This window comes from Candidatus Devosia phytovorans, assembly GCA_029202405.1.
In the GTDB taxonomy this organism is placed as follows: Bacteria; Pseudomonadota; Alphaproteobacteria; order Rhizobiales; family Devosiaceae; genus Devosia; species Devosia phytovorans.
In genome coordinates this window covers 960,787-985,483 of the sequence record CP119312.1, presented here as the reverse complement: position 1 = coordinate 985,483, position 24,697 = coordinate 960,787, and the positions used below count along the sequence as shown (strand labels likewise).

At 63.0% G+C, this 24,697-nt stretch carries 22 protein-coding genes and 1 riboswitch; of the genes, 9 read left to right on the top strand and 13 right to left on the bottom strand.

Features of this window, described 5'->3' with window-relative positions:
- Positions 1-9: 9 nt before the first annotated feature.
- Complete coding sequence (locus P0Y65_04820) at positions 10-831, top strand: inositol monophosphatase (protein WEK05582.1); 822 nt, start codon at positions 10-12, stop codon at positions 829-831.
- Here P0Y65_04820 and P0Y65_04815 read toward each other — a convergent pair.
- From P0Y65_04815 to P0Y65_04800, 4 genes are all read right to left on the bottom strand, one after another.
- Positions 828-2,099, bottom strand: a complete 1,272-nt coding sequence (locus tag P0Y65_04815) for an MFS transporter (protein ID WEK05581.1) — start codon at positions 2,097-2,099, stop codon at positions 828-830. The genes P0Y65_04820 and P0Y65_04815 overlap by 4 nt on opposite strands.
- 72 nt (positions 2,100-2,171) lie before the next feature.
- A complete protein-coding gene (locus P0Y65_04810; protein WEK05580.1) occupies positions 2,172-2,972 on the bottom strand; it encodes an RNA methyltransferase in 801 nt (266 codons plus the stop codon).
- Positions 2,973-3,029: 57 nt separating this feature from the next.
- Positions 3,030-3,626 carry a GNAT family protein gene (locus tag P0Y65_04805; GenBank protein WEK05579.1) on the bottom strand — a complete coding sequence of 199 codons (597 nt, stop codon included), beginning with the start codon at positions 3,624-3,626 and terminating at the stop codon, positions 3,030-3,032.
- 126 nt (positions 3,627-3,752) lie between these two features.
- The gene (locus tag P0Y65_04800; GenBank protein WEK05578.1) at positions 3,753-4,358 is read right to left on the bottom strand and encodes a GNAT family protein; all 606 of its coding nucleotides are present in this window, start codon (positions 4,356-4,358) and stop codon (positions 3,753-3,755) included.
- Positions 4,359-4,456: 98 nt separating this feature from the next.
- Between P0Y65_04800 and P0Y65_04795 the strand changes: the two genes are divergently transcribed.
- Positions 4,457-4,897 (top strand): GFA family protein, encoded by a 441-nt coding sequence (locus tag P0Y65_04795; protein WEK05577.1) that lies wholly within the window; start codon positions 4,457-4,459, stop codon positions 4,895-4,897.
- Positions 4,894-5,229, top strand: a complete 336-nt coding sequence (locus P0Y65_04790) for a TfoX/Sxy family protein (GenBank protein WEK05576.1) — start codon at positions 4,894-4,896, stop codon at positions 5,227-5,229. The genes P0Y65_04795 and P0Y65_04790 overlap by 4 nt, the downstream gene beginning before the upstream one ends.
- Here the strand turns inward: P0Y65_04790 and fabF are convergent, their stop codons facing one another.
- Positions 5,230-6,516 carry a beta-ketoacyl-ACP synthase II gene (fabF, locus tag P0Y65_04785; GenBank protein ID WEK05575.1) on the bottom strand — a complete coding sequence of 429 codons (1,287 nt, stop codon included), beginning with the start codon at positions 6,514-6,516 and terminating at the stop codon, positions 5,230-5,232.
- 63 nt (positions 6,517-6,579) lie between these two features.
- A complete protein-coding gene (locus P0Y65_04780; GenBank protein ID WEK05574.1) occupies positions 6,580-6,996 on the bottom strand; it encodes a MarR family transcriptional regulator in 417 nt (138 codons plus the stop codon).
- A 140-nt stretch (positions 6,997-7,136) separates the two neighbouring features.
- Between P0Y65_04780 and P0Y65_04775 the strand changes: the two genes are divergently transcribed.
- Together P0Y65_04775 and P0Y65_04770 are read left to right on the top strand one after the other, a co-directional pair.
- Positions 7,137-8,348, top strand: coding sequence for an NADP-dependent isocitrate dehydrogenase (locus P0Y65_04775; protein WEK05573.1), 1,212 nt, complete (start codon positions 7,137-7,139; stop codon positions 8,346-8,348).
- Positions 8,349-8,585: 237 nt separating this feature from the next.
- The gene (locus tag P0Y65_04770; GenBank protein ID WEK05572.1) at positions 8,586-9,719 is read left to right on the top strand and encodes an outer membrane protein transport protein; all 1,134 of its coding nucleotides are present in this window, start codon (positions 8,586-8,588) and stop codon (positions 9,717-9,719) included.
- Positions 9,720-9,764: 45 nt separating this feature from the next.
- On the opposite strand, the gene P0Y65_04765 is transcribed toward P0Y65_04770, so the two are convergent.
- From P0Y65_04765 to P0Y65_04755, 3 genes are all read right to left on the bottom strand, one after another.
- A complete protein-coding gene (locus tag P0Y65_04765) occupies positions 9,765-10,763 on the bottom strand; it encodes an iron ABC transporter permease (protein WEK06731.1) in 999 nt (332 codons plus the stop codon).
- A 69-nt stretch (positions 10,764-10,832) separates the two neighbouring features.
- Positions 10,833-11,774 (bottom strand): ABC transporter substrate-binding protein, encoded by a 942-nt coding sequence (locus P0Y65_04760; GenBank protein ID WEK05571.1) that lies wholly within the window; start codon positions 11,772-11,774, stop codon positions 10,833-10,835.
- 4 nt (positions 11,775-11,778) lie between these two features.
- On the bottom strand, positions 11,779-12,603 hold the full coding sequence (locus tag P0Y65_04755) for an ABC transporter ATP-binding protein (protein WEK05570.1): 825 nt from the start codon (positions 12,601-12,603) through the stop codon (positions 11,779-11,781).
- Between the two features lie 108 nt (positions 12,604-12,711).
- A riboswitch (cobalamin riboswitch) is annotated at positions 12,712-12,929 on the bottom strand.
- Positions 12,930-13,053: 124 nt separating this feature from the next.
- Between P0Y65_04755 and P0Y65_04750 the strand changes: the two genes are divergently transcribed.
- A complete protein-coding gene (locus P0Y65_04750) occupies positions 13,054-13,986 on the top strand; it encodes a DMT family transporter (GenBank protein WEK05569.1) in 933 nt (310 codons plus the stop codon).
- 82 nt (positions 13,987-14,068) lie between these two features.
- On the top strand, positions 14,069-14,953 hold the full coding sequence (locus tag P0Y65_04745; protein WEK05568.1) for a DMT family transporter: 885 nt from the start codon (positions 14,069-14,071) through the stop codon (positions 14,951-14,953).
- Between the two features lie 132 nt (positions 14,954-15,085).
- On the opposite strand, the gene alaS is transcribed toward P0Y65_04745, so the two are convergent.
- Both alaS and recA read right to left on the bottom strand, forming a co-directional pair.
- Positions 15,086-17,734: an alanine--tRNA ligase gene (gene alaS, locus P0Y65_04740; protein WEK05567.1), complete on the bottom strand. Its 2,649-nt coding sequence runs from the start codon at positions 17,732-17,734 to the stop codon at positions 15,086-15,088.
- Between the two features lie 172 nt (positions 17,735-17,906).
- A complete protein-coding gene (gene recA / locus P0Y65_04735; GenBank protein WEK05566.1) occupies positions 17,907-18,983 on the bottom strand; it encodes a recombinase RecA in 1,077 nt (358 codons plus the stop codon).
- A gap of 311 nt (positions 18,984-19,294) precedes the next feature.
- On the opposite strand from recA, the gene gguC reads away from it, so the two are divergent.
- Together gguC and P0Y65_04725 are read left to right on the top strand one after the other, a co-directional pair.
- Entirely contained in the window at positions 19,295-20,290 is a 996-nt protein-coding gene (gguC, locus tag P0Y65_04730; protein ID WEK05565.1) for a GguC family protein, read from the top strand.
- 49 nt (positions 20,291-20,339) lie between these two features.
- Positions 20,340-21,359: an aldo/keto reductase gene (locus P0Y65_04725; GenBank protein ID WEK05564.1), complete on the top strand. Its 1,020-nt coding sequence runs from the start codon at positions 20,340-20,342 to the stop codon at positions 21,357-21,359.
- Between the two features lie 220 nt (positions 21,360-21,579).
- Here P0Y65_04725 and P0Y65_04720 read toward each other — a convergent pair whose 3' ends face one another.
- Both P0Y65_04720 and P0Y65_04715 read right to left on the bottom strand, forming a co-directional pair.
- Positions 21,580-21,966, bottom strand: a complete 387-nt coding sequence (locus P0Y65_04720) for a DUF2237 domain-containing protein (GenBank protein WEK06730.1) — start codon at positions 21,964-21,966, stop codon at positions 21,580-21,582.
- 19 nt (positions 21,967-21,985) lie between these two features.
- Positions 21,986-24,559: a response regulator gene (locus P0Y65_04715; protein ID WEK05563.1), complete on the bottom strand. Its 2,574-nt coding sequence runs from the start codon at positions 24,557-24,559 to the stop codon at positions 21,986-21,988.
- Positions 24,560-24,697: the final 138 nt, after the last annotated feature.

Genomic DNA, 24,697 nt, shown 5'->3' with positions numbered 1-24,697 from the left:
GCGCAAGACATGCCCGCATTCGACGCTCTCGAACTCGCCAACATCCTGCGTGACGCCGCCCGCGCCGAGGCACTGCCTCGCTTCCGCCGGCTCAATGCTTCAATGGTCTCGATTAAGTCCGAGGCCATTGACCTCGTGACCGAGGCCGATGTCGCGACCGAAAATGCCATCAAGGCCGCCATCGCCACCTGGATGCCCGACGCGCTCTTTGTGGGTGAAGAATCCGTTGCTGCCGACCCGGCCTTACTGGCGCGCCTCGCCACGGCCGATCTGGCCGTCGTGGTGGATCCCATCGATGGGACCGCCAACTACGCTGCCGGCCTGCCGCTCTTTGCCACCATGGCCGCCGTCGTCTCCGGCGGCGAGACCGTCGCCGGCATCATCTACGATCCGATGGGCGACGACTGGATCATGGCCGAGAAGGGCTCGGGCGCCTGGCTGCGCCGCCCGAATGGCGAAGCGGTCCGCCTGCAGGTGGCAAAGCCGCTGCCGCTGGGCGAAATGGTCGGCATGGCATCGGTCGCTTATATGCCCGCCGCAGTCCGCCCGCAGGTCCTCGCCAATACGGCCAAGCTGCGCATGCTGTCCAATTTCCGCTGCGCCGGGCACGAATACCGCACCTTCGTTTCCGGCCACGCCCAGTTCCTCAGCTACAACAAGCTGATGCCCTGGGATCATCTGGCCGGCGTGCTGATCGCGCAGGAGGCCGGTGGCTATGCCGCCCGGCTCGATGGCCAGCCCTACCTGCCCCACCATGTCGACGGCGGCGTGCTGCTGGCCACCAGCCGCGACGCCTGGGAAGAACTGCGCCGCGAGGTTTTCACCTTTTAGGCTTTGTCGGCCAGAGGCTCCGCTGCGCCATCGACCACCATCTTATGGTCAAGCGACTTCTGCTCGCGCAGGCCGGGGAAGATCTGGCTCCAGATCCCGGCCACCGCCATGGCGCCGAAACCGCCGATCACCACGGCCGCGACCGGCCCGATGAAATGCGCCACCGTGCCGGCGCGGAATTCGCCCAGCTCGTTGGACGCGCCGATGAACACCGAGTTCACCGCATTGACGCGCCCGCGCACCTCTTCGGGCGTCCACAGCTGCATGATCGTCTCACGAATGGTGACGCTCACCATGTCGGAGGCACCCACCAGCGCCAGCGCCGGGATGGAAATCCACAGCGAGGTCGAAAAGCCGAAGACCACGGTAAAGGCACCAAACAGCGCCACGAAGACAAAGAGGATGCGGCCGGCAAAATTGCGAATCGGGAAGCGCGTCAGAAACAGCGCCATGGCTATGGCGCCAATGCCCGGCGAGGCACGCAGCAGGCCATTGGCGATTGAACCGCCATGCAGGATATCGGTGGCATAGATCGGCAGCATGGCCACCGCCCCGCCCATCAGCACCGCGAACATGTCGAGCGAAATGGCGCCCAGCACCACCTTGTTGGAGAAGATATAGCGGAAGCCGCCGAGCAGCGTTTCCATGCTGGTCGCCTGCGCCGACTCGCGCTGCATGGGCTTTGGGATCAGCAGGACGGCGCCAACGCCGCAGATCAACAGGGCGCAGGCCACGCCGAAGGCCACCGGTGGCGCCACGGCATAGAGAACGCCGCCAATCGCCGGACCGGCGATGGATGCAAACTGCCAGGCCGACGCATTGACCGTAATGGCATTGGACAGGGCTTCAGGCGGGACAAGGTTCGGCGCCAGCGACTGGGCCGCGGGATTCCAGAAGGCCCGCGCCGTACCCAGCACCACGAGAATGCAGAACAGCGGCCAGACCTCATGCGCTTCCACTTCGGTGAAGAGGAAGAAGCTGAAGGCGCAGAGCAATTCCACGCTCAGGCAGATCGCCATGATGCGGCGCCGGTTGAACCGGTCGGCGACGAGGCCTGTCACCAGGATCAGCAGCAGCGCCGGCAGGAACAGACACAGCCCGACGAGGCCCACCAGCAGCGGCTCCCGGGTCACCTCGTAGATCTGATAGGCGATCGACACCGACATGATCTGCACCGCGAAGCTGACCAGCAGCGTCGTCAGCCAGAAGAAGCGGAAGCCCTTGTAGGTAAAGGCGAGGCGGGACGTGTCGGCGGGAGTGTCATGCATGATGCCTGCCCATGCCATGACACAATGTCGCAGTCAAAGCCCAAATCGTACTGCCGCGTACACCTGCCGCGATTATTCCTCGGGCGTGTCTTTCTTCACCCGGTTCGGATTGGGCCGCTGATGCCGCCGGTCGATCGACGAGATCACGCCGCGCAGCGTGCGGATCTCCTGCGACGAGAAATTGCCCCGCGTCAGCGCCGTCCGCAGGTTATTGACCATGCTGGGCTTCTTGTCGGGGTTGGTGAAGAAGCCCGATTGATCCAGCACCCCTTCGAGATGCTCGAACATGCCAACCAGCTCGCTCCGGGGCGCGACATCGGACGTACCATCGCCAAAGGGCAGAGCGCCCCTTCCTGATTGCAGCCGCCATTCATAGGCAAGGATCAGCACCGCCTGCGCAATATTGAGCGAGGCAAAGGCCGGCTCCACCGGCAGCGTCACGATCATGTCGCTGAGAGCAACCTCTTCGTTGAGCAGGCCCCACTTCTCGCGGCCAAACAGCAATCCCGCCTTCTGGCCGGCGCCGATATGCGCAGCCATCCGCCGACCGGCTTCATCGGGCCCGATGACATCCTTCTGCATGTCGCGCGACCGCGCCGTAGTCGCATAGACCAGTGTCAGGTCGCTGATAGCGTCTTCCAGGGTTTCAAACACCCGCACCTGGTTGATTACATGGTCGGCGCGTGACGCCGCAGCCACCGCCTTCTCGTTGGGCCAGCCATCGCGCGGCCGAACCAGGCGCAGGTCCCACAGCCCGAAATTGGCCATGGCGCGCGCGGCCGTGCCGATGTTTTCCCCGAGCTGCGGCTCGCAGAGGATCACCGCCGGAGTCGGCAGAAGCTCTAATTTCTGGGATGTGTCGGTTCCGGCCATGCGCGCAATCCTTGAAAGATCAGGCGCTCATAGCCGGTTTTTGTCGGGGAGGGCAAATCAGGCGACGCGGTGGCGTACCGGAAGATCCTTGACCTTGCTGGACCGCTGCCATTCGCGATCGAGGATGGCGAAATGTAGCTCTTCGTCCCACTCGCCCTGAAACAGCGCATGTTCGCGGTAATGCGCCTCGAGCCGCATGCCCATCTGCTGCAGCAACTTGATCGAGTGGTGATTACGACCGTCGCAGCGTGCGAACATCCGATGGATGCGGAAATGATCGAAAGCCAGGTCATACATGGCGCTGATCGCCTCGCGCGAAAAACCCTGCCCGGCATAGGCGGGATTGATGCAGAAGCGCACTTCGCCCTGCCCGGCCGTCGCGTCTGACCAATGCAGCGACACATGGCCAATCAGCCTGTGATCGCCCTTGCGCACCATGGCCAGGGACAGCGTATCGCCGGGGCGCTGCAGGCTCACCTGATTGCGCAGGATGTTGAGCGCATTTGCCACCTCACTGGTGTCGCGCGTGCGGCTGTAGACGTAGCGCTGGACGGAAGGAAGCGCGTGATAGGCGCTGAGGGCGTCGAGGTCGGCACGTTCGAACGGGCGAAGGATCAGCCGGTCGGTTTCGATAGGCAATGAAAGTGACGACATTTATAGATGCTCCCCGCAATACTTGTGCGAAGGCGCCAACGGCTGACGAGTCCAAGAAGTTCCTGAGATCAAAAGGAAAACTATTCCCGAAACGGGCCTGCGAAATCGATCAAGATTCCGTGCCTGTCATTGGGGCTTTGCAAACACTTCCACCTCAGCATGCGCGCCGCCACGCAGCAGACGCCACTCCTGCCACAGCAGGGCATAAATGAATTCCTCGTCCCACTGGCTCTTGAAGATGGCGTGCTCGCGGAAATGCGCCTCGCGCCGCATGCCCAGCCGCTCCATCAGCCGCCATGAGGATTGATTGCGCACATCGCAGCGCGCCGCGATCCGGTGTATATCCCCCGGCCCGAAGGCCAGGTCCAGGATCGCGTTCGACGCTTCCGTCGCATAACCGTTTCCCTGGTAGTTGGGATCAAAGATCCAGCCGATCTCGCCCTGCCGCGCATCCCTGCTGCGCCAGATCAGCGATACCTCGCCAATCACCGCGCTATTGTCGTTGAGCTCCACCGCCAGGATGATCTTGTCATTCTCGGCCTCCAGCGCGATCTGCCCGATGCGCTGCTGTACCGCCAGGGCGCATTCCTCGCGGCTAAGTGCCGAATCGAACAGATAGCGCGCCACGTCCTCGCGCCGGCGATAGGCGAACACCGCATCGACGTCACCCCGCGTGAAGGGACGCAGTGTCAGTCGTTCGGTCCGCAACGGATAGTCTGGATAAAGCGCCATGCCTCTCCCCGGTTCGGGGCCGCACTCTGGTCAGTCGGACCGGCAAAGGCAAGTGCCTCACCCTTGCCGGTCTCGCGCGGGCATGTCAGCTTCCATTCATGTCCCGTTCCGAAATGCCTGACATCGACCTGACCACGCGCTGCGACTGCGGCGCCATCACGCTCACGGCCAGTGGCCAGATCATCTCCATGCTGCAATGCGCCTGCGAAAACTGCCAGCGCGTCTCGGGCAGTGGCCATTCCAGCGTCGCCCTCATACCGGCCGACATGATCCTCGTGACCGGCGCGACCAAAACCTATTCGCGACCAGCCGATTCGGGCGCCACCTTCACCCGCCACTTCTGCCCCGAATGCGGCACCACCATGCATGCCAAGAGCTCCCGCGCGCCGGGGATCAGCCTTCTGCCCGTCGGTATCTTCACCGACCAGACCGACTGGTTCGTACCCAGCCAGTTGATCTTCGCCCGCAGCCACCGCGCCTGGGACCTGATCGAAGAGCACCTGCCGCGCCACGAGCGCTATCGAGACTCAACCCCATGAGCATGGCCTCCGAGGAACTCTCCGATCGTATCCGCGACCTGCTGCCGGCCATGCTGCCGCTTGCCGAAAAGAAGATGTTCGGTGGCCGCTGCTTCATGCTGGCTGGCAACATGCTGGTCTGCCCGATGAAGGACGGAAGCCTGCTGGTCCGCGTCGGCAAGGACGGCTACGACGCCGCCCTTGCCCTGCCCGGCGCATCTGCAATCGACATGGGCACACGGACCATGACCGGGTTCGTCGAGGTCAGCGGCGATGTGCTCGAAGACCACGATGCGCTGGAGGACTGGATCGCCCGGGCCCGCGCCTTCGTCGATACGCTGCCGCCGAAATGATCAGTCCGGCGCCTTGCCGAACACCAGCGCCGCATTGACCCCGCCAAAGCCGAACGAATTGGACAGGACATGGTTCAGCGCCTTGGGCTTGGCCGTGTTGGGCACGAGGTCGAACTGGTCTGCCACCTCTTCGGGGTCGTCGAGATTGATCGTCGGCGGCAGGGTCTGGTCGCGCAGGGCCAGCACACTGAACATGGCTTCGAGCGCCCCGGCCGCACCCAGCAGATGCCCGGTCGACGCCTTGGTGGACGAGACCGCCAGATCCTTGCCGCGCCCGGCAAACACCGCCGCAATGCCGGCAATCTCGGCCGCATCCCCGACCTCGGTCGACGTCGCATGCGCATTCACATAGTCGATGGCCGATTGGTCGATCCCCGCCATCTTGAGTGCATTGCGCATTGCTACCTGCGCCCCGGCGCCATCTGGCGAACCCGATGTCAGGTGATAGGCATCGGCAGAGGTGCCATAGCCAGCCACGGTCGCGATCGGCTTGGCACCGCGAGCCCTGGCATGGCTCAGCTTTTCGATCACCAGCACGGCCGCGCCTTCCGACAGCACGAACCCGTCGTGCCCCTTGTCGAAGGGCCGCGATGCCTTGTGCGGCGCATCATTATGCGACGACGTCAGCGCCCGTGCTGCGCCGAACCCGCCGATGGAAATCGGATCGACCGAGCCTTCTGCGCCACCGACGACGGCAATCTCGGCCTCGCCCGTCAGGATCAGCCGCATGCCATCGCCGATCGCCTGGGCCGAAGCCGCACAGGCGGTAACCGGCGTGCCGATCGGTCCCTTGAAACCGTATTTGATGGAGATCCATCCGGCCGCCAGATTGGCGAGGAAGGACGGCACTGTGAAGGGCGATAGCCGGCGCGGACCCTTGGTGGTGATCGTCTCGGCCGCCTTGGCCATTACAGGCGAACCGCCGACACCCGAGCCAATGATCGTCGCCGTCGCCTGCAGGTCCGCCTCGCTGGTGGGATGCCAGCCAGCCTGATCCAGGGCTTGAGCCGCCGCCGCCAAGCCGTACTGGATAAAGACATCCATCTTCTTGATGTCCTTGGGGTCGATCCACTCGGCCGGCTCGAAGCCATGCTCGTCGCGATCCTTACCCGGTACAAGACCACCGATATGCGAGCCAAAACCCTCGGTATCGAAACGGTCGTTGACCACGATGCCGCTCTTTCCCGCGAGCAGCCGTTCCCAGTTCACCTCGGCTCCCACGCCGAGCGGGGAAACCACACCCATGCCGGTGACGACGATGGGATCATTGGGATCGGGCTTGAGCATTGCAGTCTCCATTGCGTGTATATGCACGATATCGGTTAGCTTTGTGGCCGGTCAATGGCAGCGCTAGAGCTTCGCCAGACCTCTCAGCGCATTGAGCGCCGTCGGAAAATCCGGATCAGACAGCAGTCTCTTGAACTCGGCCTGCCCCTCGCGCCACACCGGCAGGATTTGTTCGAGCAGCGTTTCGCCATCACCCGTCAGCGCGCAGAGGCGGCCATTGCCCTTCTCGGCGCCCTGCGTGCGCACAACGCCCTTGCGCTCCAGCAGGTCGAGATTGCGCGACAGGGTCGAACGATCCATGGCGATGGAATTGGCCACGTCGGTGACCGAACGATTCGGCGCGCCATGCAGCGCCGTGATGATGGTGAATTGCGCGGCGGTAATCCCCAGCGGCCGCAGCCGTCGATCAGCCAGCCGCGTCACTGCCCGCGCCGCCATCCGCGTGTTCAGCACCAGGCATTCGGTGAAATCGTCCTGCATGTCCCTGTGATAGGATCACGCCCCGCCAACGGCAAGCCCCCATGCCACAGCCATGCTTTGCGCTTTGGCCTGCCGATGCTATACGGGCTGCCGAACCTGGCCATAGGGCCCAATATGCGGAATTCAGGGAGATATTTCCGATGAGCAAGATCAAAGTCGCCAACCCGGTTGTGGACCTCGACGGCGATGAGATGACCCGGATCATCTGGCAGGCGATCAAGGACAAGCTCATCCACCCCTACCTCGATCTGCCGATCGAATACTACGATCTCTCCGTGCAGAACCGCGACGCCACCAGCGATCAGGTGACCGTGGATTCCGCCAATGCCATCAGGAAATACGGCGTCGGCATCAAATGCGCCACTATCACCCCCGATGAGCAGCGCGTCGAGGAATTCGGCCTCAAGAAGATGTGGAAGTCGCCCAATGGCACCATCCGCAACATCCTGGGCGGCGTCATCTTCCGCGAGCCTATCATCTGCAAGAACGTGCCGCGTCTGGTGCCCGGCTGGACCCAGCCGATCATCGTCGGCCGTCACGCCTTCGGCGACCAGTACCGCGCCACCGATTTCACCTTCCCCGGCAAGGGCACGCTGACCATCAAGTTCACCGGCGAAGACGGCCAGGTCATCGAGCACGAAGTCTACCAGGCCCCCGGCGCCGGCGTGGCCATGGCCATGTACAATCAGGACGACTCGATCCGCGATTTCGCCTATTCGTCCTTCAACTACGGCCTTGCCCGCGGCGTGCCGGTGTACCTGTCGACCAAGAACACCATCCTCAAGGTCTATGACGGCCGCTTCAAGGACATCTTCCAGGAGATCTACGAAGCCGAATTCAAGGAAAAGTTCGAAGCCAAGAAGATCTGGTACGAACACCGCCTGATCGACGACATGGTCGCTTCGGCCCTCAAGTGGTCCGGCGGCTATGTCTGGGCCTGCAAGAACTATGATGGCGACGTGCAGTCCGACATCGTGGCCCAGGGCTTTGGCTCGCTCGGCCTGATGACTTCGGTCCTGGCGACGCCCGATGGCAAGATCGTCGAATCTGAAGCCGCCCACGGCACCGTGACCCGTCACTACCGCCAGCATCAGCAGGGCAAGGAAACCTCGACCAATTCGACCGCCTCGATCTTCGCCTGGACCCGTGGCCTCGCCCACCGCGCCAAGCTCGACGACAACGAGGCGCTCAAGAACTTCGCCCTGACCCTCGAAAAGGTCACTGTCGACACCATCGAAGAAGGCAAGATGACCAAGGACCTGTCCCTGCTCGTCGGCCCCGATCAGCCGTGGCTGTCGACCATCGGCTTCCTCGATGCCATCGACCAGAACCTGCAGAAGGCCATGGCATAAGCCGCCTTCATTGACAGCTGACGAGGGCCGGAGCATCGCTCCGGCCCTTTTCTTTAGGCATGCCGGTGTTGCCCCACTGCGCCAATGACACATTTTCGTCTCAATCCGTCCTGCTACGCATTGACGGACAAGGAAAATCCCGCACATGTTGACGCATACGTCACTCGTTGCCAGCGGACGGCACGTTGACGACACGGCGCTGGAGGAGTGCCGCAGACCATGTTGAGGAGGATTTGCATGGCACATCGCCATATTCGGACGATTGCGCTTGCGGCACTGGCCGCGTCATCGACTATCGGCGCGGCCCACGCCGGCGGCCTTGAGGCCAACGGCTACAACTGGGACCTGCTGTTTGACCCCGGCACCTATGTCGGCAAGGGCACCGTCACCCAGGTGATGATCAGCCATGATATCCAGAATCCCACAGTGGCACCCACGCTTGGCACGATCGCGACGTCCTCGGATCGCACCTACTACAATTTTGCAGCCAAGGCCGACCTCTTCGACAACGCTTCATGCTTGGTCTCCGTCCAGAATCCCTGGGGTTCGGGCACCGACCGAACGCTTGCCTACGCTGCCGCCACGAGCCAGGCGGCACGGGAACGCCTCACCTCTAACGACATCGGCCTGACCTGCGCCTACGGCTTCAACGTGGGCCCCGGGGTCCTGAGCGCTATTGGCGGCATCTCGGGGCAAAGTCTGGATTATGAAGCCTCGATCCCCGCCCTTCTGCCTGGCCCGACTCTGGGCACTGTCCCGCTTGAACTCGATGGCAACGGCGTTGGGTGGCGCGTCGGCGCGGCCTACGAAATCCCGGACATCGCCCTGCGCGTCAGCGCAATCTACAACGCGGCGGTCGACTATGACTTGTCAGGCACACTGACGACACCCCTCGGCGCATCGGCCAGATCTGCAGACGTTACCACGCCGCAAAGCTTCGAGGTCAAGGCGCAGTCCGGCATCGCGCCCGGCTGGCTTGCCCTGGGCAGTGTCAAATGGGTCGATTGGTCGGTCCTGCAGGCACTCACAGTGACCGGCGGCACACCCATCACCACGACCTTCAACTACGAAGACGGCTGGACTGTCAGCGCCGGCCTGGGTCACCAACTCACCGACGAAGTTACCGTTCTCGGGAGCCTGACCTGGGACAAGGGCACTTCCCGCAAGAACGCCGCGGGCGATCTGGACGCTGGCGTGCAGACCGACCGCTGGGGCGTTGCCCTGGGCGGCGCCTACAAGCCGAACGAAAACTTCGAACTGTCCGGTGGCGTCTCCTATTCGCTGATCGGCTCGGGTGCCAATGCTCTGGGCGAAACCTGGGACAGCGGCAATGTCCTTGCCTTCAGCCTGAGCGCCAAAGCCACCTTCTAAAGCCAAGCAGATGAAAAAGGGCCGGAGCATCGCTCCGGCCCTTATCTATTGCTCGCCGGTTCGACGCCAGCGCATCAGTCCAACAAAGAACAGCCCGCCGATCACCCCCGTGAGAACTCCGATCGGCATGTCCTGCGGCGGCATGATGGTGCGCGCCGCAATATCGGCCAGCACGAGAAAGATCGCGCCCAGCAGGCCCGACAGCGGCATGACCCGTCGATAATCGCCCCCCACCATCATCCGCACGATATGCGGGATCATCAGGCCTACGAAGGCGATGACACCCGAAAAGGCGACGGCTGACCCGGTCAGCAGCGCACAGACCACAAACACCGTCAGCCGGAATCGCCGCGCCGGAATGCCCAGCGTCGTCGCGCTCTCGTCACCCAGCGTCATGGCATTGAGCGCCCTCGCTTTCGCAATCAGATAGGCGCCACAGACCGCCAGCGCGATCAGCGGAAACGGCAATTGCTGCCATTGGGCCAGCCCCAGCCCGCCCAGCATCCAGAACACCACCGTATGCGCCGCCCGCGGATCGCCGAGGAAGATGAAGAGATTGCCGCCGGCGGTGATGATGAAGCTGATCGCCACACCGGCGAGGATCAGCCGGCCGGCACTATGCGACCGCGTAAAGCTTGCCACGCCCAGCACCAGGCCCGTTGCCAACAGCGCCCCGCCAAAGGCAAACAGCGGCACGGTGACAAGGCCGAGGAACATGCCGGTGTGCAGCAGCACCACGATCGCCCCAAAAGCCGCGCCCGAGGAAATGCCCAGCAGATGCGGGTCGGCCAGCGGATTACGCGTCACCGACTGCAGTGCCGCCCCCACCAGAGCCAGGCTTGCCCCCACGATCGCGCCCAGCACGATCCGCGGCAACCGCACCTCCCAGACGATATTCTCGCGTCCCGAGGTCCAGTCCACCACGACGCTGCCCGGCGCCAGCTTGGAGGCCACAATGCGCCAGACGGTTTCGACCGGGATCGGTACCGCCCCTGCCCCGACCGACACCGACATGGTGGCGATCAACAGCACGACGAGCACCATGATCAGCGCTGGCGTCCAATGGGCCGCAAAATGCCGGCGACCGGTGGCAAGATGGCGATGCGACAAGGCCTATTCCCGGAACGCTTCGGCGAGCCGCTGCACCGCTGCAATATTGCGCGGTCCCGGCGTTGCCTCGACATATTCAAGCACCACGAAGCGGTCATTGGCTACGGCGGGGATAGCGGCAAAGGCCGGGTTGGATTTCATGAAATCGATCTTCTGCTCGGCCGTCACGTCACCATAGTTGACGATGACCACCACCTCGGGATTGCGTTCGATCACGGGCTCCCAGCCGATCTCGACCCAGCTCGATTCCACATCATCCATGATATTGCGCCCGCCCGCCGCCTCGATCAGCGCCGTGGGCATGCCATATTGCCCCGCGGTGAACGGCTTGGCCTCGCCGCTATCGTAGACAAACACCGAAACCGGTTCGGGCAGCGCCGGCAGACCGGCCTGATAATCCTCCAGCGCAATCTTGTAGTTCTCGACCAGAAGCTCGGCCCGCTCCGACACATCAAAGATCTGCCCCAGGTTGAGCAGGTCGTTGTAGAGATCGTCCATCGATGCCTTGGGCTTGTCCATGACGTGGATGCAGCTTTCGCTGAGCTCGTAGACGGCAATGTCGAATTCGGCCAGCGTCTCCGGCGTCACCTCGCCACCGAGCCGCATGCCATAGTTCCAGCCGGCAAAGTAGAAGTCGGCATCGGCGCCGAGCAGCACTTCCTTGCTCGGATATTCTGGCGACAACTCCGGCAATTCCGCCACGCCCTGCCGCAAGGTCTCGTCCAGCGTCTTCCAGCCCGATACGCCGGTATAGCCAACCATGCGATCACTCAGCCCCAGCGCCAGCATCATCTCGGTCAGGTTGACGTCATTGGAAATGGCGCGCTGCGGCGCCGCTTCGAAAGTGACCTCGCGATCGCAGCTCCTGACGGTGACAGGATAGCCCGCAGCAACAGCTGATGAACTGGCTGCTGCCAGGGCGGCAAGGGCAATGACAAGACGCATGAAATCACTCCGATAGTGGTTGTGGGAGATAAAAACTGAGGCGCGGCCGGCCCGTCGCCGGATGGGCATCCAGCAGCGTCTCGACGGCAAAGGCAGCGCGGATCGTGTCCTGGGTGAGAACTTCGGTCGGCGCACCGATCGCCGCGACTTTTCCCTGATCGAGCAGCAGCACCTTGTCGGCATGGGCGCAGGCCAGCGCCAGGTCATGCAGCGAAACCACTACCGTGCACTCCAGCCCCGCCAGCAACTCCAGCACTTCGAGCTGGTGGCGGATGTCGAGGTGATTGGTCGGTTCGTCCAGAATCAGAAGGTCAGGCTTTTGCAGCAAGGCCCTGGCGATCATCACTCTTTGCTTTTCGCCGCCCGACAGCGTCGCGAGATCCCGCGGCGCCAGCTCGGTCAGCTCCATCAGCGCCAATACCGCTTCGACCCCTTCATGATCGCGATGATCCGTGGCCCAGCCCTGCCGGTGCGGCGTCAGCCCAAGCTCGACCACTTCGGCCACTGTCAGCCCGAAATCGCTGGCCGGCTCCTGCAAAACCGTCGCCACGCGCTGCGCCACGGCCTTGCCCGGCAGCGACCAGATATTGCTCCCATCGAGCAGGACCTTGCCAGTGGATGGACGGTGATAGCGATAAAGACAGCGCAGCAGGCTCGACTTGCCCGCGCCATTGGGCCCCACCAGCGCCAGCATCTGACCCGGCTCGACGCTCAGCGACAGCGGCCCGATAATGGGCTTGCCGGCACTGACGCCCCAGCTCAGGTCAACCAGATTGAGCCCGGCCGGCCGGCCGCCGGTGAAGCGGTCAGTCTGCTGGCGCGACGCCATCGGCAACCTCCGCCAATTGGCGAGAGGGCACGGGCGATCCGAACAGATTTGGGGCAGCGATTGCGCAGCAACTGGTCATCATCGTCTCCCGCGGCACACCCCGGCCGGGTTGAAATCAAGGATGACGGCAGGTCTCCTGGCTCGCGGGTCACTGCGCCGCCGGACCTTCCCAGCCTTTCGGCCAGTGGTATTCCCGGTGTCGCTCTCCGCTCACAGTTGCGGGGGCAGCCACGGTCTTGCGCCCTGATGGGTACGTCGCACCGTGTTCCCTTTTAATCCAGTCACCGCTGCTCGCGGCGGCCGGAACCATCACCGGCACTGATGCGGCAAATCCGCAGGCGAGGCAAGCCCCAGATTTCCATACAAGACGAGCACGATCCCATCGACGGAACATCCACGCTTGTCTAAGCTTGCTCCATTGCCTCGAAATTCTGTTCTTGCGGGTCCCCCATGCCGATCGGCGTGCTCTATGCGATTGTCGCCTATTCGGTCTATTCCTGCGGCGACGCCATCATCAAGGGTTTTGGCCAGGACCTGTCGGTCTTCGAGATCGGCTTCTTCATCGCCCTCTTCGGCCTCATCCCAGCCGCCTTCGCCAAGCCGAAAGGCGAACGCTGGCGCAACGCTTTCCAGCTCAACCGGCCCCTCCTCGTCCATGCCCGCGCCTTCAGCGGCGTCGCGTCGTCGATCCTCGTCACCATCTCCTTCACCACCATCCCCTTCGCCGAGACCTATTCGCTGGTCTTCATGATGCCGCTCTTCATCACCGTCATGTCGGTGCTGATCCTCAAGGAGCGCGTCGATCTGATGCGCTGGTCCATGCTGGCGCTGGGCTTTATCGGGGTCATGCTGGTGGTGCGGCCCGGCTTCCGCGAGCTTGAACTGGGCCATCTGACAGCCCTGCTCTGCGCCGTCTTCGGCGCCTCCACCACCACAATCCTCCGCGTCATCGCGCCGAAGGAACAGCGTGTCAGCCTCATCGCCCTGCCCGCGCTCTACCTGATCATGGTCAATGCCGTCCTGATGGCGCCCACCTTCGTCTGGCCCACGCCGCAGCAATTCGGCCTCCTCGCCGCCTCGGGCAGCCTCGTCGGCATGGGCCATATCCTGCTCATCGCCGCCACCCGCAATGCCCCGGCCAGCCAGGTCGCCCCGATCCAATATGTGCAGATCGTCTGGGCCATTGGCCTGGGCGCCTGGTTCTATGCCGAACACCCGGACGTGCTGGCCTATATCGGCCTTGCCGTGGTCGTGCTTTCGGGCCTCGTCAATGTCTTCATCGACGGCGCCCGCACCCGTATTGCCGGCCGCTTTGCCGAATATCGCGCCACCCGCCCCGGCCCGCCGAGCAATATCACCGAGGTTCAGGGACCCGAAATTTAGTCTCCAGCCCCGTCGACGGTTGCACCGCTCGCTTGTATGGTACGTCAAACTACGAATCTCCCTCCAGCCTTTGGATCCTGCGATGCCGGTCGGCGTCCTCCTCGCCTTTCTGGCCTATGCCAGCTTTTCCATGGCCGACGCCCTCATCAAGGCGACGGGGCCGGTCATGTCGGTCTTCGAGATCGCCTTCTTCACCACCAGCTTTTCCATCATCCCGGCCATGCTGACCAAACGCGGCGAGCGCTGGCGCGACATCTACAAGCTCAAGCATCCCTGGCTGGTGCATCTGCGCTGCGCCACGGCCATCACCAGCACCGCCTTCGTCATGTATGCCTTCACCCACATTCCCTTCGCCGACGTCTATGCCATCGGCTTTCTGACGCCGATCATGGTGACGCTGCTGGGCGTGCTGATCCTCAAGGAGCACGTCGCCGCCCATCGCTGGCTGCTGCTGGTCATCAGCTTCCTCGGCGTAGTGCTGGTCATCCGCCCCGGCGTGCGCGAGGTGCAATGGGGGCATCTGGCGATTTTCTGTTCGGTCTTTCTGGGTGGTGCCACCACCGTCATCCTGCGCCAGATCGCGCCGGTCGAACGCCGAGTCAGCCTTGTCGGCATCCAGGTGTTCTATTCCGCCATCTTCAACGGCCTGCTGATGATTCCGGTCTTCGTCTGGCCGAGCTGGGAACAGATGGCCATTTTCCTCGCCATCGGCATTCTGGGCGGCACCGGCGGCCTGCTGCTGATCGGCGCCACCAAGCGCTCCCCGGCCAGCCTTGTCGCGCCGGTGCAATATAGCCAGTTGATCTGGGCCATCGTCTTCGGCGCGGCCTTTTTCGGCGAATTCCCCGACTATGTCGCGATCATTGGTCTCGTCATCGTGCTGGCCGCCGGCCTCGCCAATGTCATGACGGAAAAGGTTCGCATCGTCTGGAAGCCGCGCCTCTTCTTCTGGCGCACCGGGCTTTAGAACGTAGAGCCACACCCCCGATGTGATCCCCGCCTTGAGCCGGGATCCATCTGAGATGCTCACACGGCAGCAGGGTGTTTTATCGTCACCCGGAATACAAAAAGCCCCGCTTTCGCGGGGCTTCTCAACGTCTTAAAGCGCCGCGCGAACTGCTGCGATGGCTTCGTCGGACTTGGAGCCATCCGGCCCCCCGCCCTGCGCCATGTCGGGCCGACCGCCGCCGCCCTGCCCGCCCAGTGCGGCCGTCGCCAGCTTGATCAGATTGCCGGCGGCATAGCGTGCCGTCAGGTCTTCGGTAACGCCGATGGCGACCGTGCCCTTGCCGTCGTCACCCTTGAGCACGACGGTAACCACGCCCGAGCCGATGCGCTTTTTCTCGCTGTCCACCAGACCCTTGACGTCCTTGGCCGCAATGCCTTCCACCGTGCGACCCACATAGATCACGCCATTGATGGTCTCGTCGGCCGCCGCCGTTGCACCCGTACCGGCACCGCCACCCAGGGCAAGCTTCTTGCGGGCATCGGTCAGCTCGCGCTCGATCTTCTTGATATTGTCCTGCAGCGCTGAAATGCGGTCCAGCACTTCATGGCTGCCCGAGCGCAGCAGACCCGCGGCGGCATCGACGATCGCCACATTGGTATTGCCGCGATGGCGCGCCGCCTTGCCGGTCAGCGCCTCGATACGGCGTACGCCGGCACCAACGGCGCTTTCGGCAACGATGGACACAAGGCCAATATCACCGGTCCGCCGCACATGCGTGCCGCCGCACAATTCCACCGACCAACCGAGGCCATTGCCCGTGGGCTCGCCCATGGCCACGACACGGACCTCGTCGCCATATTTTTCGCCAAACAGCGCCCGGGCGCCCGATTCCTTGGCCTCTTCGACGCCCATCAACCGCGTCTCGACCGGCGTGTTCTGCAACACGATGGCATTGGCGATGTCTTCGACCTGCGCCATCTCCTGGTCGGTGACCGGCTTGGTATGGACGAAGTCGAAGCGCAGGCGATCGGGCGACACCAGCGACCCCTTTTGCGCGACATGGTCGCCCAGCACGATGCGCAGCGCTTCGTGCAGCAGATGGGTCGCCGAATGGTTCGAGCGGATCGCCGAGCGGCGCTCGTGATCGACCGTAAGCGTCAGGGCCTGCCCGAGCTTGATCGTGCCCTCGGTGACCGACACCTTATGCGCAAAGACACCATGGTGCTTCTGCGTCTCGGTGACATCAGCCGCAACGCCCTCGCCCTTGATGAGACCGGTATCGCCAACCTGGCCGCCGCTCTCGCCATAGAAGGGCGTCTGGTTGAGCACGACAAAGCCTTCCTCGCCCTTGGCAAGGCTATCGACTTCCTTGCCATCCTTGAGCAAGGCCTTGACCTCGCCTTCCGCAGTCTCGGTTTCATATCCGAGGAATTCGGTCGGACCGGCCTTGTCGAGCAGGCCATACCAGACGGTATCGGCAGCCGCTTCCCCCGAACCGGACCAGCTCTTGCGTGCTTCGGCCTTCTGGGCGGCCATGGCTGTATCAAAACCCGCTTGGTCGACGGTGATGCCGCGCGAACGCAGCGCGTCCTGCGTCAGATCGAGCGGGAAGCCATAGGTGTCATAGAGCTTGAAGGCGCTGGCGCCATTGAGCACCGCACCTTCCCCAAGGTCCTGCGTCTCGTCGGCCAGGATCTGCAGACCACGGCCCAGCGTCTTGAGGAAGCGGCCTTCTTCGAGGCGCACCGTCTCGGCGATCAGCGCTTCGCCACGCACCAGTTCAGGATAGGCCTGGCCCATTTCACGCACCAGCGTCGGCACCAGCTTGTAGATGACCGGTTCGTTCGTGCCGAGCAGGGTCGCATGGCGCATGGCGCGGCGCATGATGCGGCGCAGCACATAGCCACGGCCTTCATTGGAGGGCAGCACGCCTTCGGCAATAAGGAAGCTCATCGAACGCAGGTGGTCGGCAATGACGCGGAGGCTCCGGTTGCCCTCGCCATTGACGTCGGCATTGGTGGCATTGGCCGCAGCGCCGATCAGCGCCTTGAACAGGTCGATATCGTAATTGTCGTGCACGCCCTGCATGACCGCAGCAACGCGCTCGAGACCCATGCCGGTATCGATGGACGGGCGCGGCAGACCGGTACGCGAACCATCGCCATGCTGCTCATACTGCATGAAGACCAGGTTCCAGATCTCGATCCAGCGATCGCCATCTTCTTCCGGCGAGCCCGGAGGGCCGCCCCAGACATGCTCGCCATGGTCATAGAAGATTTCCGAGCAGGGACCGCAGGGGCCGGTATCGCCCATCTGCCAGAAGTTCGACTTGGCGCCGAGCTTGACGATGCGATCCTCGCCGATCCCGGCGATCTTCTTCCACAGCTCCAGCGCCTCGTCATCGTCCTGGTAGACGGTGACCATCAGCTTGTCCTTGGACAGCCCCCAGTCCTTGGTCAGCAGCGTCCAGGCCAGCTCGATCGCCTCGGGCTTGAAATAGTCGCCGAAGGAGAAATTCCCCAGCATTTCAAAGAAGGTGTGGTGGCGCGCGGTGAAGCCGACATTGTCGAGGTCATTGTGCTTGCCGCCGGCGCGCACGCATTTCTGCGCCGTAGTGGCGCGCGAATAGGGACGCTTTTCCACGCCGGTAAAGGTGTTCTTGAACTGCACCATGCCCGAATTGGTGAACATCAGCGTCGGGTCATTGCGCGGCACGAGCGGGCTCGACGCGACGGCCTCGTGACCATTGCGGGCAAAATAGTCGACAAAGCTCGAACGAAGGTCGTTTACGCTGGTCATAAAGAGGCTTTCGCTAGGGAAACCGGCGCGCCGCGCCGCAGACAAGTTTGGCAGGCTTTCTATCGTGCAGCCTGCTGCAATGTCCAGCATTGCGGCGGCAAGACGGCCATTGTGAAAAGAAAAGAGGCACCGCTCGCGCAGTGCCTCCAAAATCCCTGCATGGGAAGAATGACTATTCGTCGTCGCCGCCGGCTCCGTCTTCGCCGCCCGAGACCAGCAGCACTTCGCCGAGCAGACCCGAGCTTTCGCGCACGCCCTGCTCGATCGTATTGGCGATCTGCGGATTGTCCTTGAGGAACTGGCGGGAGTTTTCACGCCCCTGCCCGAGCCGCTGGCTGTCCCAGGAGAACCAGGCGCCGGACTTTTCGACAATGCCGGACTTGACGCCCAGGTCGAGCAATTCGCCCGTCTTGGAAATGCCCTCGCCATACATGATGTCGAATTCGACCTGGCGGAACGGCGGAGCCAGCTTGTTCTTGACCACCTTCACGCGGGTCTGGTTGCCCACGACCTCTTCGCGATCCTTGAGCGCGCCGATGCGGCGAATGTCGAGACGAACCGAGGCGTAGAACTTCAGCGCATTGCCGCCGGTCGTGGTTTCGGGCGAGCCATACATCACGCCGATCTTCATGCGGATCTGGTTGATGAAGATGACGAGGCACTTCGACTTGGAGATCGACGAGGTCAGCTTGCGCATGGCCTGGCTCATCAGGCGGGCCTGCAGGCCCGGCAGGCTGTCGCCCATCTCGCCTTCAAGCTCGGCCTTGGGGGTCAGCGCCGCCACCGAATCGACCACCAGCACGTCGATGGCACCAGAACGGACCAGCGTATCGGTGATTTCAAGCGCCTGCTCGCCAGCGTCGGGCTGCGAGATCAGCAGGTCGTCGACATTGACGCCCAGCTTGCGGGCATAGACCGGATCCAGGGCATGTTCGGCGTCGACAAAGGCGCAGATGCCGCCAGATTTTTGGGCTTCAGCAATGACATGCAGCGCCAGCGTAGTCTTGCCCGAGCTTTCCGGCCCGAAGATCTCGACGATTCGGCCCTTCGGCAAACCGCCGATGCCCAGCGCGATATCGAGGCCCAGCGATCCGGTGGAGATCGATTCGACCTCGATCGCCGAGGCTTCGCCCAGCCGCATGATCGAGCCCTTGCCAAAATTGCGCTCGATCTGGCTGAGCGCCGCAGCAAGTGCCTTGTCTTTGTCCATCGAACCACCTTCAACTACACGAAGCGACGCGTTTGCCATTTCTATCTCCTTATTCCACGCTCGGGAGTGCTGCGCAACGCGCTGTCGCCTCTGGTGGTCATGCATTGAATGTGCGCTATTTGTTCTCAAATTGTTCCCATTCTGTCAAGGGACAAAATGAGAACATTCAGTCGCAGCGCATGTGATTCATCACAGCATTCGACCCGAATATGTCAGCAGACTGTTTAGCATTGACGCATGGCATGCGTGACTCGCGGTCAAGGCAATAAGTATGATTTTTGACTTGCCAGCCGCTGGCCAGTTTTGCTTTATGCCAGCCAAGGCGCGCGGAGCGCAGTTGAGGAGTGCCCATGAATCTGATCCAGTTTATCGACGATAAGGGTGAGCGCGCGGTCGGCGCCGTCGACAATGGGGTGACCCGTGTCGTCAACGGCGCCGCCAGCACCTATGCCCTGGCCATGGTCGCCCTGGACAGCGGCAAGGGCCTCGGCGCGCTGGTCGCCGAACTGGGCCTCGGCGAAACCGTGGATCGCGACGCCATTCTCGCCGACGGGCGCCTGCTGGCGCCGATCGATCATCCCGATCCGGCCCATCTCTACGTCACCGGCACCGGCCTCACCCATCTGGGCTCGGCTGCGACGCGCGACGCCATGCACACCGCCAACAGCGGCCAGAGCGAAGTCGGCCTCACCGACACGATGAAAATGTTCCGCATGGGCCTCGAAGGCGGCAAGCCGGCCGAGGGTCAGACGGGCGTGCAGCCGGAATGGTTTTACAAGGGCAATGGCTACACGGTCATCAATCCCGGCCAGTCCATCCCCTCGCCCAGCTTTGCGCTCGATGCCGGTGAAGAGCCGGAAATGGCCGGCATTTATCTCATTGACCACGAGGGCCAGCCGCGCCGCCTCGGCTTTACCCTCGCCAATGAATTTTCCGACCACGTCACCGAACGCGTCAACTATCTCTACCTCGCCCATTCCAAGCTGCGCGCCTGCGCCTTTGGTCCAGAGCTTCGCCTTGGCGACCTGCCGGCCCATATCGAGGGCAAGTCGCGCATCTGGCGCGATGGCAAGGTGCTGTGGGAGAAGCCATTCCTCTCCGGCGAGGACAACATGTCCCACACCATCGCCAACCTCGAATATCACCACTTCAAATACGACCTGTTCCGCCAGCCCGGCGACGTCCATGTGCATATGTTCGGCACGGCGACGCTGAGCTTTGCCGATGGCATCAAGACGCAGGACGGCGACGTCTTCGAGATCGAGGAAGCCCAGTTCGGCGCCGCATTGCGCAATCCGGTGCAGGGCGAGGCCGACAAGCCCGTCGTGATCGGCAATCTCTATTGAGCGCAACCCGCTAACATGTCAGTTATCCCTCCATCTTGGGAGGGATAACATGACGGCTCGTGCCTTCGAAAAACGCCGCATCGGCTGCACCGAACTCGAGGTGACGACGCTGGGCCTGGGCGCTGCCTCGCTGGCCGGCATTTTCAACGCCGTGCCCGCCGAACAGGGCCGCGCCACCATCCGACATGCCCTCGATAGGGGCCTTAACTATATCGACACCTCGCCCCAATATGGCCTTGGCCGTTCCGAGCATCTGGTCGGCGACGTGCTGCGCGAGCGCCGCGATGGCGTGATCCTCTCCAGCAAGGTCGGCCGCCTGCTGCGCCCGGTTGATCCTGCCAGACAGGACAAGGGCAACTGGATCGATCCCCTGCCCTTCGAACAGGTCTATGACTATTCCTATGACGGCGTGATGCGCTCCTATGAGGACAGCCAGCAGCGGCTCGGCCTCGGCGAGATCGACATCATCTATGTCCACGACATCGGTACCTCCACCCACGGCGTCGAGGGCAACAAGCCCTTCTGGGCACAGCTCGCCAATGGCGGCTACCGGGCACTGCGCGAGTTGAAGGACAGCGGCGCGGTCAAGGCCATCGGCCTGGGCGTCAACGAGTGGCAGGTGCTGATGGACGCCTTTGCACTGGGCGACTGGGACGTCTTCCTGCTGGCCGGCCGCTACACCCTGCTGGAGCAGACATCGCTTGAGCCCTTTATGAGCACCTGTGTCGCCCGCGGCGCCTCGGTCGTCGTCGGCGGCCCCTTCAATTCGGGCATTCTTGTCGGTCGCGACACCTTCAACTATGGCAAGGCGCCCGCCGAGGTGGTGGCCAAGGTCCGCGCCATCCAGGCGGTCTGCGACGAGTTCGATGTCCCCCTGCCCGCCGCAGCGCTGCAATTCCCGCTGACCCATCCAGCGGTCTGCAATGTCCTGCCGGGGCCACGGTCACCGCAGGAGCTGGATGGGATCCTTGACTGGTGGGACATCAAAATTCCGCAGGCCCTGTGGCACCGGCTGGCGGAACAAGGCCTGCTGGCCAGGGGCACGCCGGTTCCGGGTGGGGTGGCTTAGCCGCCCGAGAAACTATCGGCTTTCACAGATATCACCCACCCACGGTGTCATCCCGGCCTTGAGCCGGGACCCATCCCGCGATTTCTGTATTGCCGCCAGGTCGCTATACCGGTCACTACGAGCTGGCGGCTGTGGCTCCATCTCAAGATAGGCCCCGGCTCAAGGCCGGGGTGACACCGAGTATGTGGAGCGATGTTGGTCGCAGTAGCAGAATGAATCCCTAATTCAGATCCAGCGCGTAAGCTCTTAAAATCCCGAGCGGAATGCGGCCCAGCACTTCGCGGTTGGTCGCGCGCAGGAACACCCGCGGCGCCTTGCCCGCTTCATGCGCTTGCGCCCAGCGCTGGGCGATGAGGCACCAGCGGTCGCCCGCCACAAGGCCGGGAAAAGCGAACTGCGGCATGGGGGTCGTCAGATCGTTGCCGACCGACTTCGAATAGGCGAGGAACTCGTCACTCGCCTGGATACACACCAGATGCACCGCCGCGCTGTCCGGCCCCGCCGCACAATAGCCGGTGCGAAAGAAGCCGGTCAGCGGATTGCTCGAACAGGGCTGCAGGGCTTCGTCGAGCACGTTGAACTCGGTAGAACCCTCGTAGCGCCCCATCTCGTTCAATTGCGGTCGCTCAATTGAGGTCACCCTTGCCCAGCATCTGCAGCACTTCCTTGACCTTGGTATTGATCTGGTCGAGCGAATAAGGCTTGGGCAGGAATTCGACGCTCTGGTCGTCCTCGATATCACGGCGCACGCTTTCCTCGGCATAGCCGGAGACGAAGATCACCTTGAGGTCCGGCATGGTCTCGCGCACATGCTTGAGCAGCGTCGGCCCGTCCATTTCCGGCATGGCGACGTCGGAAATCATCAGGTCGATCTTGAAGTCTTCGTCTTCCAGCACTTCCAGCGCCTCTTCGCCGCCATCAGCCTCGAACACTTCGTAGCCTGTGGCGCGCAGCGCCTGGGCCGAGAAGGCGCGCACGCTCTCCTCGTCATCGACCAGAAGGATGCGCTCGTGACCGGTGAGATCGCGCACCGGGGCGGCCGCTGCGGCAACCTTGGCCGCGACTTCGCTGGCCGCCGGCACATGGCGCGGCAGGAAGATCTTGAAGGTCGTACCGACGCCGACCACCGAGACCGGATAGATATAGCCCTCGGTCTGCTTGACGATGCCATAGACTGTCGAGAGGCCCAGGCCTGTGCCCTTGCCCAGCTCCTTGGTGGTAAAGAAGGGCTCGAAGATCTTTTCGATGATCTCCTGGCTCATGCCCGTGCCGGTGTCCTGCACATCGATGAGAACATAGTCAGCCGGGATCATGCCCTCGAAGCTCATGCGCTCGGCTTCGGACTTCTCGACATTGGAGGTGCGCAGCGTGATCGAGCCGCCGTCGGGCATCGCATCGCGCGCATTGACCACGAGGTTGATGATCACCTGTTCGAGCTGCACCACGTCGGCGCGCACCGGCCAGATATTGCGGCCATGATCGACCGACAGATGGTTCTTCTCGCCGATCATGCGCTTGAGCAACACGGTCAGGTCGTCGACGATCAGCGGCAGCTCCAGCACCTGGGGCCTAAGAGTCTGGCGACGAGAAAACGCCAGCAGCTGGCGGGTCAGCCCCGCGGCACGATTGGCATTCTGCTTGATCTGCATCAGCTCGCTGAACGAAGGGTCGCCTGGCTTGTGCTTGAGCAGCAAGAGGTCCGAGAAGCCGATGATGGCGGTGAGCAGGTTGTTGAAATCATGCGCCACGCCACCGGCCAGCTGGCCCACGGCCTGCATCTTCTGGCTCTGGGCGAACTGGGCCTCGAGCTTGCGCTGGTCGGTCATGTCGAGCGCATAGACATTGACCTGCTCGGGCGAGCCGGCGCTGATTTCCGAGGAGGAAAGATAAAGCCGCACGGCGTGATCGCCCTCGACGCTGAGCAGGGCATCGACCGGCTCGACTTCCGAGCGCAGCGCCAGCGCATCGCTGACGGCGCGGGCGAACTTTTCGCGGCTCTGCTCGCCGATCAGCTCGCTCAGCGGCTGCTGCTCGAGGCTCTTTTCCTCGCCCGACCATTTGAATATCCGCCCGAACGGGGCATTGGTGCGGATGATCCGCCCTTCCCGGTCGAGCGTGGCAATGGCGAAAGGCGTGTCGTTGAAAAAGCGCGAAAAGCGCACTTCGGCGGCCCGCAGCTCTTCTTCATTGTCCGGTGCATTGGACTTGTCGAGCACGAGGGTACGCGTCTCGCCCAGCTCGCCATCGGCCAGCCGCGCCGCGCGATGCAGCAGACGCACCGGAAAGCTCGTGCCATTGCGGCGCACCAGGTCGATATCGATGATTTCGGTACGGATTTCGCCATCGCCGCGGCCGCGCATCAACAGCGTCGCCCCATCGCCGCGCACCAGATCGCTGAGGCGCAGATGGCCGGCATTGAACTCGGCCAGGTCATAGCCCAGCCAGTCGGTCAGCGTGGAATTGAGATACTGGATTGCGCCATGCGCATCGGCGGAGAAAAAACCGGCCGGCGAATGGTCGAGATAATCGATAGCCCGCTGCAGGTCGCGGAAGGCGCTCTCGTTGCTGTCCTTGTCGCGGGTAATGTCTTCCACCGACCAGATCACCAGCGGCTTGTGCGTCTCGTCCGAATTGGGCAGCGGCCGCACCGAAACGCGGTACCAGAAGGCCTTGGTCGTGTCGCTGATCGAGCCGCCCAAGCCCCCGACGATGCGGATATCTTCCACGGCTGCGCGACCATCCTTACCGGCCCGCGACAGGCGATAGATGGCTTCGCTGGCATCGGATTGCCCGGCAAACAGGCGCGGCACGCCCACCGGCACGCCATTGGTCACCGCGCCGGTGAAGCTGCCGTAATGGGAATTCACATAGGAGATCTTGCCGTCGCGATCGGCCACCACGGCGCCAAACGGCAGGCTGTCGACCACGGCGTTGGAGACCGTGCGGCGCTCCTCGCCATTGGCGAAGCGGAACAGGCCAGCGGCAAGGCCAAACAGGCAGAAGACGCCGATCACCGCCAGGATGCCGACAAATGTCAGCACCAGGTCGGTTGGGATCTCGTTGCTGAACAGCGTAAAGCCGACCGCAATGGCAATCAGCACCAGTCCCAGCAGCACCACGCGCCACAGCCCGCTGCTGCCGCGCCCCGTTGCCATCAGGGGATCGGGATATGTGTCCTCGCCGAGCGGCCGTGCTGCCATGGGTTCAGGATGCTCCATAACCGATGATTCGGCCCGAATCAGGCCCTCTACACTGGTCTAGCAAATGGGCTGACTCTACGGGAGACGTCTGACGCTTATTCACATCGCCACGGCGCACGGTGCGGCTTTTGGGTTGCA

Coding starts and splice junctions, on each gene's coding strand:
- P0Y65_04725 (WEK05564.1), top strand. CDS start 20,340: ATGACGGCTCGTGCCTTCGAAAAACGCCGCATCGGCTGCACCGAACTC.
- P0Y65_04780 (WEK05574.1), bottom strand. CDS start 6,996: ATGCAGGACGATTTCACCGAATGCCTGGTGCTGAACACGCGGATGGCG.
- P0Y65_04765 (WEK06731.1), bottom strand. CDS start 10,763: ATGGTGCTCGTCGTGCTGTTGATCGCCACCATGTCGGTGTCGGTCGGG.
- P0Y65_04770 (WEK05572.1), top strand. CDS start 8,586: ATGGCACATCGCCATATTCGGACGATTGCGCTTGCGGCACTGGCCGCG.
- P0Y65_04750 (WEK05569.1), top strand. CDS start 13,054: ATGCCGATCGGCGTGCTCTATGCGATTGTCGCCTATTCGGTCTATTCC.
- fabF (WEK05575.1), bottom strand. CDS start 6,516: ATGCTCAAGCCCGATCCCAATGATCCCATCGTCGTCACCGGCATGGGT.
- P0Y65_04815 (WEK05581.1), bottom strand. CDS start 2,099: ATGCATGACACTCCCGCCGACACGTCCCGCCTCGCCTTTACCTACAAG.
- P0Y65_04775 (WEK05573.1), top strand. CDS start 7,137: ATGAGCAAGATCAAAGTCGCCAACCCGGTTGTGGACCTCGACGGCGAT.
- recA (WEK05566.1), bottom strand. CDS start 18,983: ATGGCAAACGCGTCGCTTCGTGTAGTTGAAGGTGGTTCGATGGACAAA.
- P0Y65_04715 (WEK05563.1), bottom strand. CDS start 24,559: ATGGCAGCACGGCCGCTCGGCGAGGACACATATCCCGATCCCCTGATG.
- P0Y65_04720 (WEK06730.1), bottom strand. CDS start 21,966: ATGGGGCGCTACGAGGGTTCTACCGAGTTCAACGTGCTCGACGAAGCC.
- P0Y65_04745 (WEK05568.1), top strand. CDS start 14,069: ATGCCGGTCGGCGTCCTCCTCGCCTTTCTGGCCTATGCCAGCTTTTCC.
- P0Y65_04820 (WEK05582.1), top strand. CDS start 10: ATGCCCGCATTCGACGCTCTCGAACTCGCCAACATCCTGCGTGACGCC.
- P0Y65_04755 (WEK05570.1), bottom strand. CDS start 12,603: ATGGCGTCGCGCCAGCAGACTGACCGCTTCACCGGCGGCCGGCCGGCC.
- gguC (WEK05565.1), top strand. CDS start 19,295: ATGAATCTGATCCAGTTTATCGACGATAAGGGTGAGCGCGCGGTCGGC.
- P0Y65_04760 (WEK05571.1), bottom strand. CDS start 11,774: ATGCGTCTTGTCATTGCCCTTGCCGCCCTGGCAGCAGCCAGTTCATCA.
- P0Y65_04805 (WEK05579.1), bottom strand. CDS start 3,626: ATGTCGTCACTTTCATTGCCTATCGAAACCGACCGGCTGATCCTTCGC.
- alaS (WEK05567.1), bottom strand. CDS start 17,734: ATGACCAGCGTAAACGACCTTCGTTCGAGCTTTGTCGACTATTTTGCC.
- P0Y65_04810 (WEK05580.1), bottom strand. CDS start 2,972: ATGGCCGGAACCGACACATCCCAGAAATTAGAGCTTCTGCCGACTCCG.
- P0Y65_04795 (WEK05577.1), top strand. CDS start 4,457: ATGTCCCGTTCCGAAATGCCTGACATCGACCTGACCACGCGCTGCGAC.
- P0Y65_04800 (WEK05578.1), bottom strand. CDS start 4,358: ATGGCGCTTTATCCAGACTATCCGTTGCGGACCGAACGACTGACACTG.
- P0Y65_04790 (WEK05576.1), top strand. CDS start 4,894: ATGAGCATGGCCTCCGAGGAACTCTCCGATCGTATCCGCGACCTGCTG.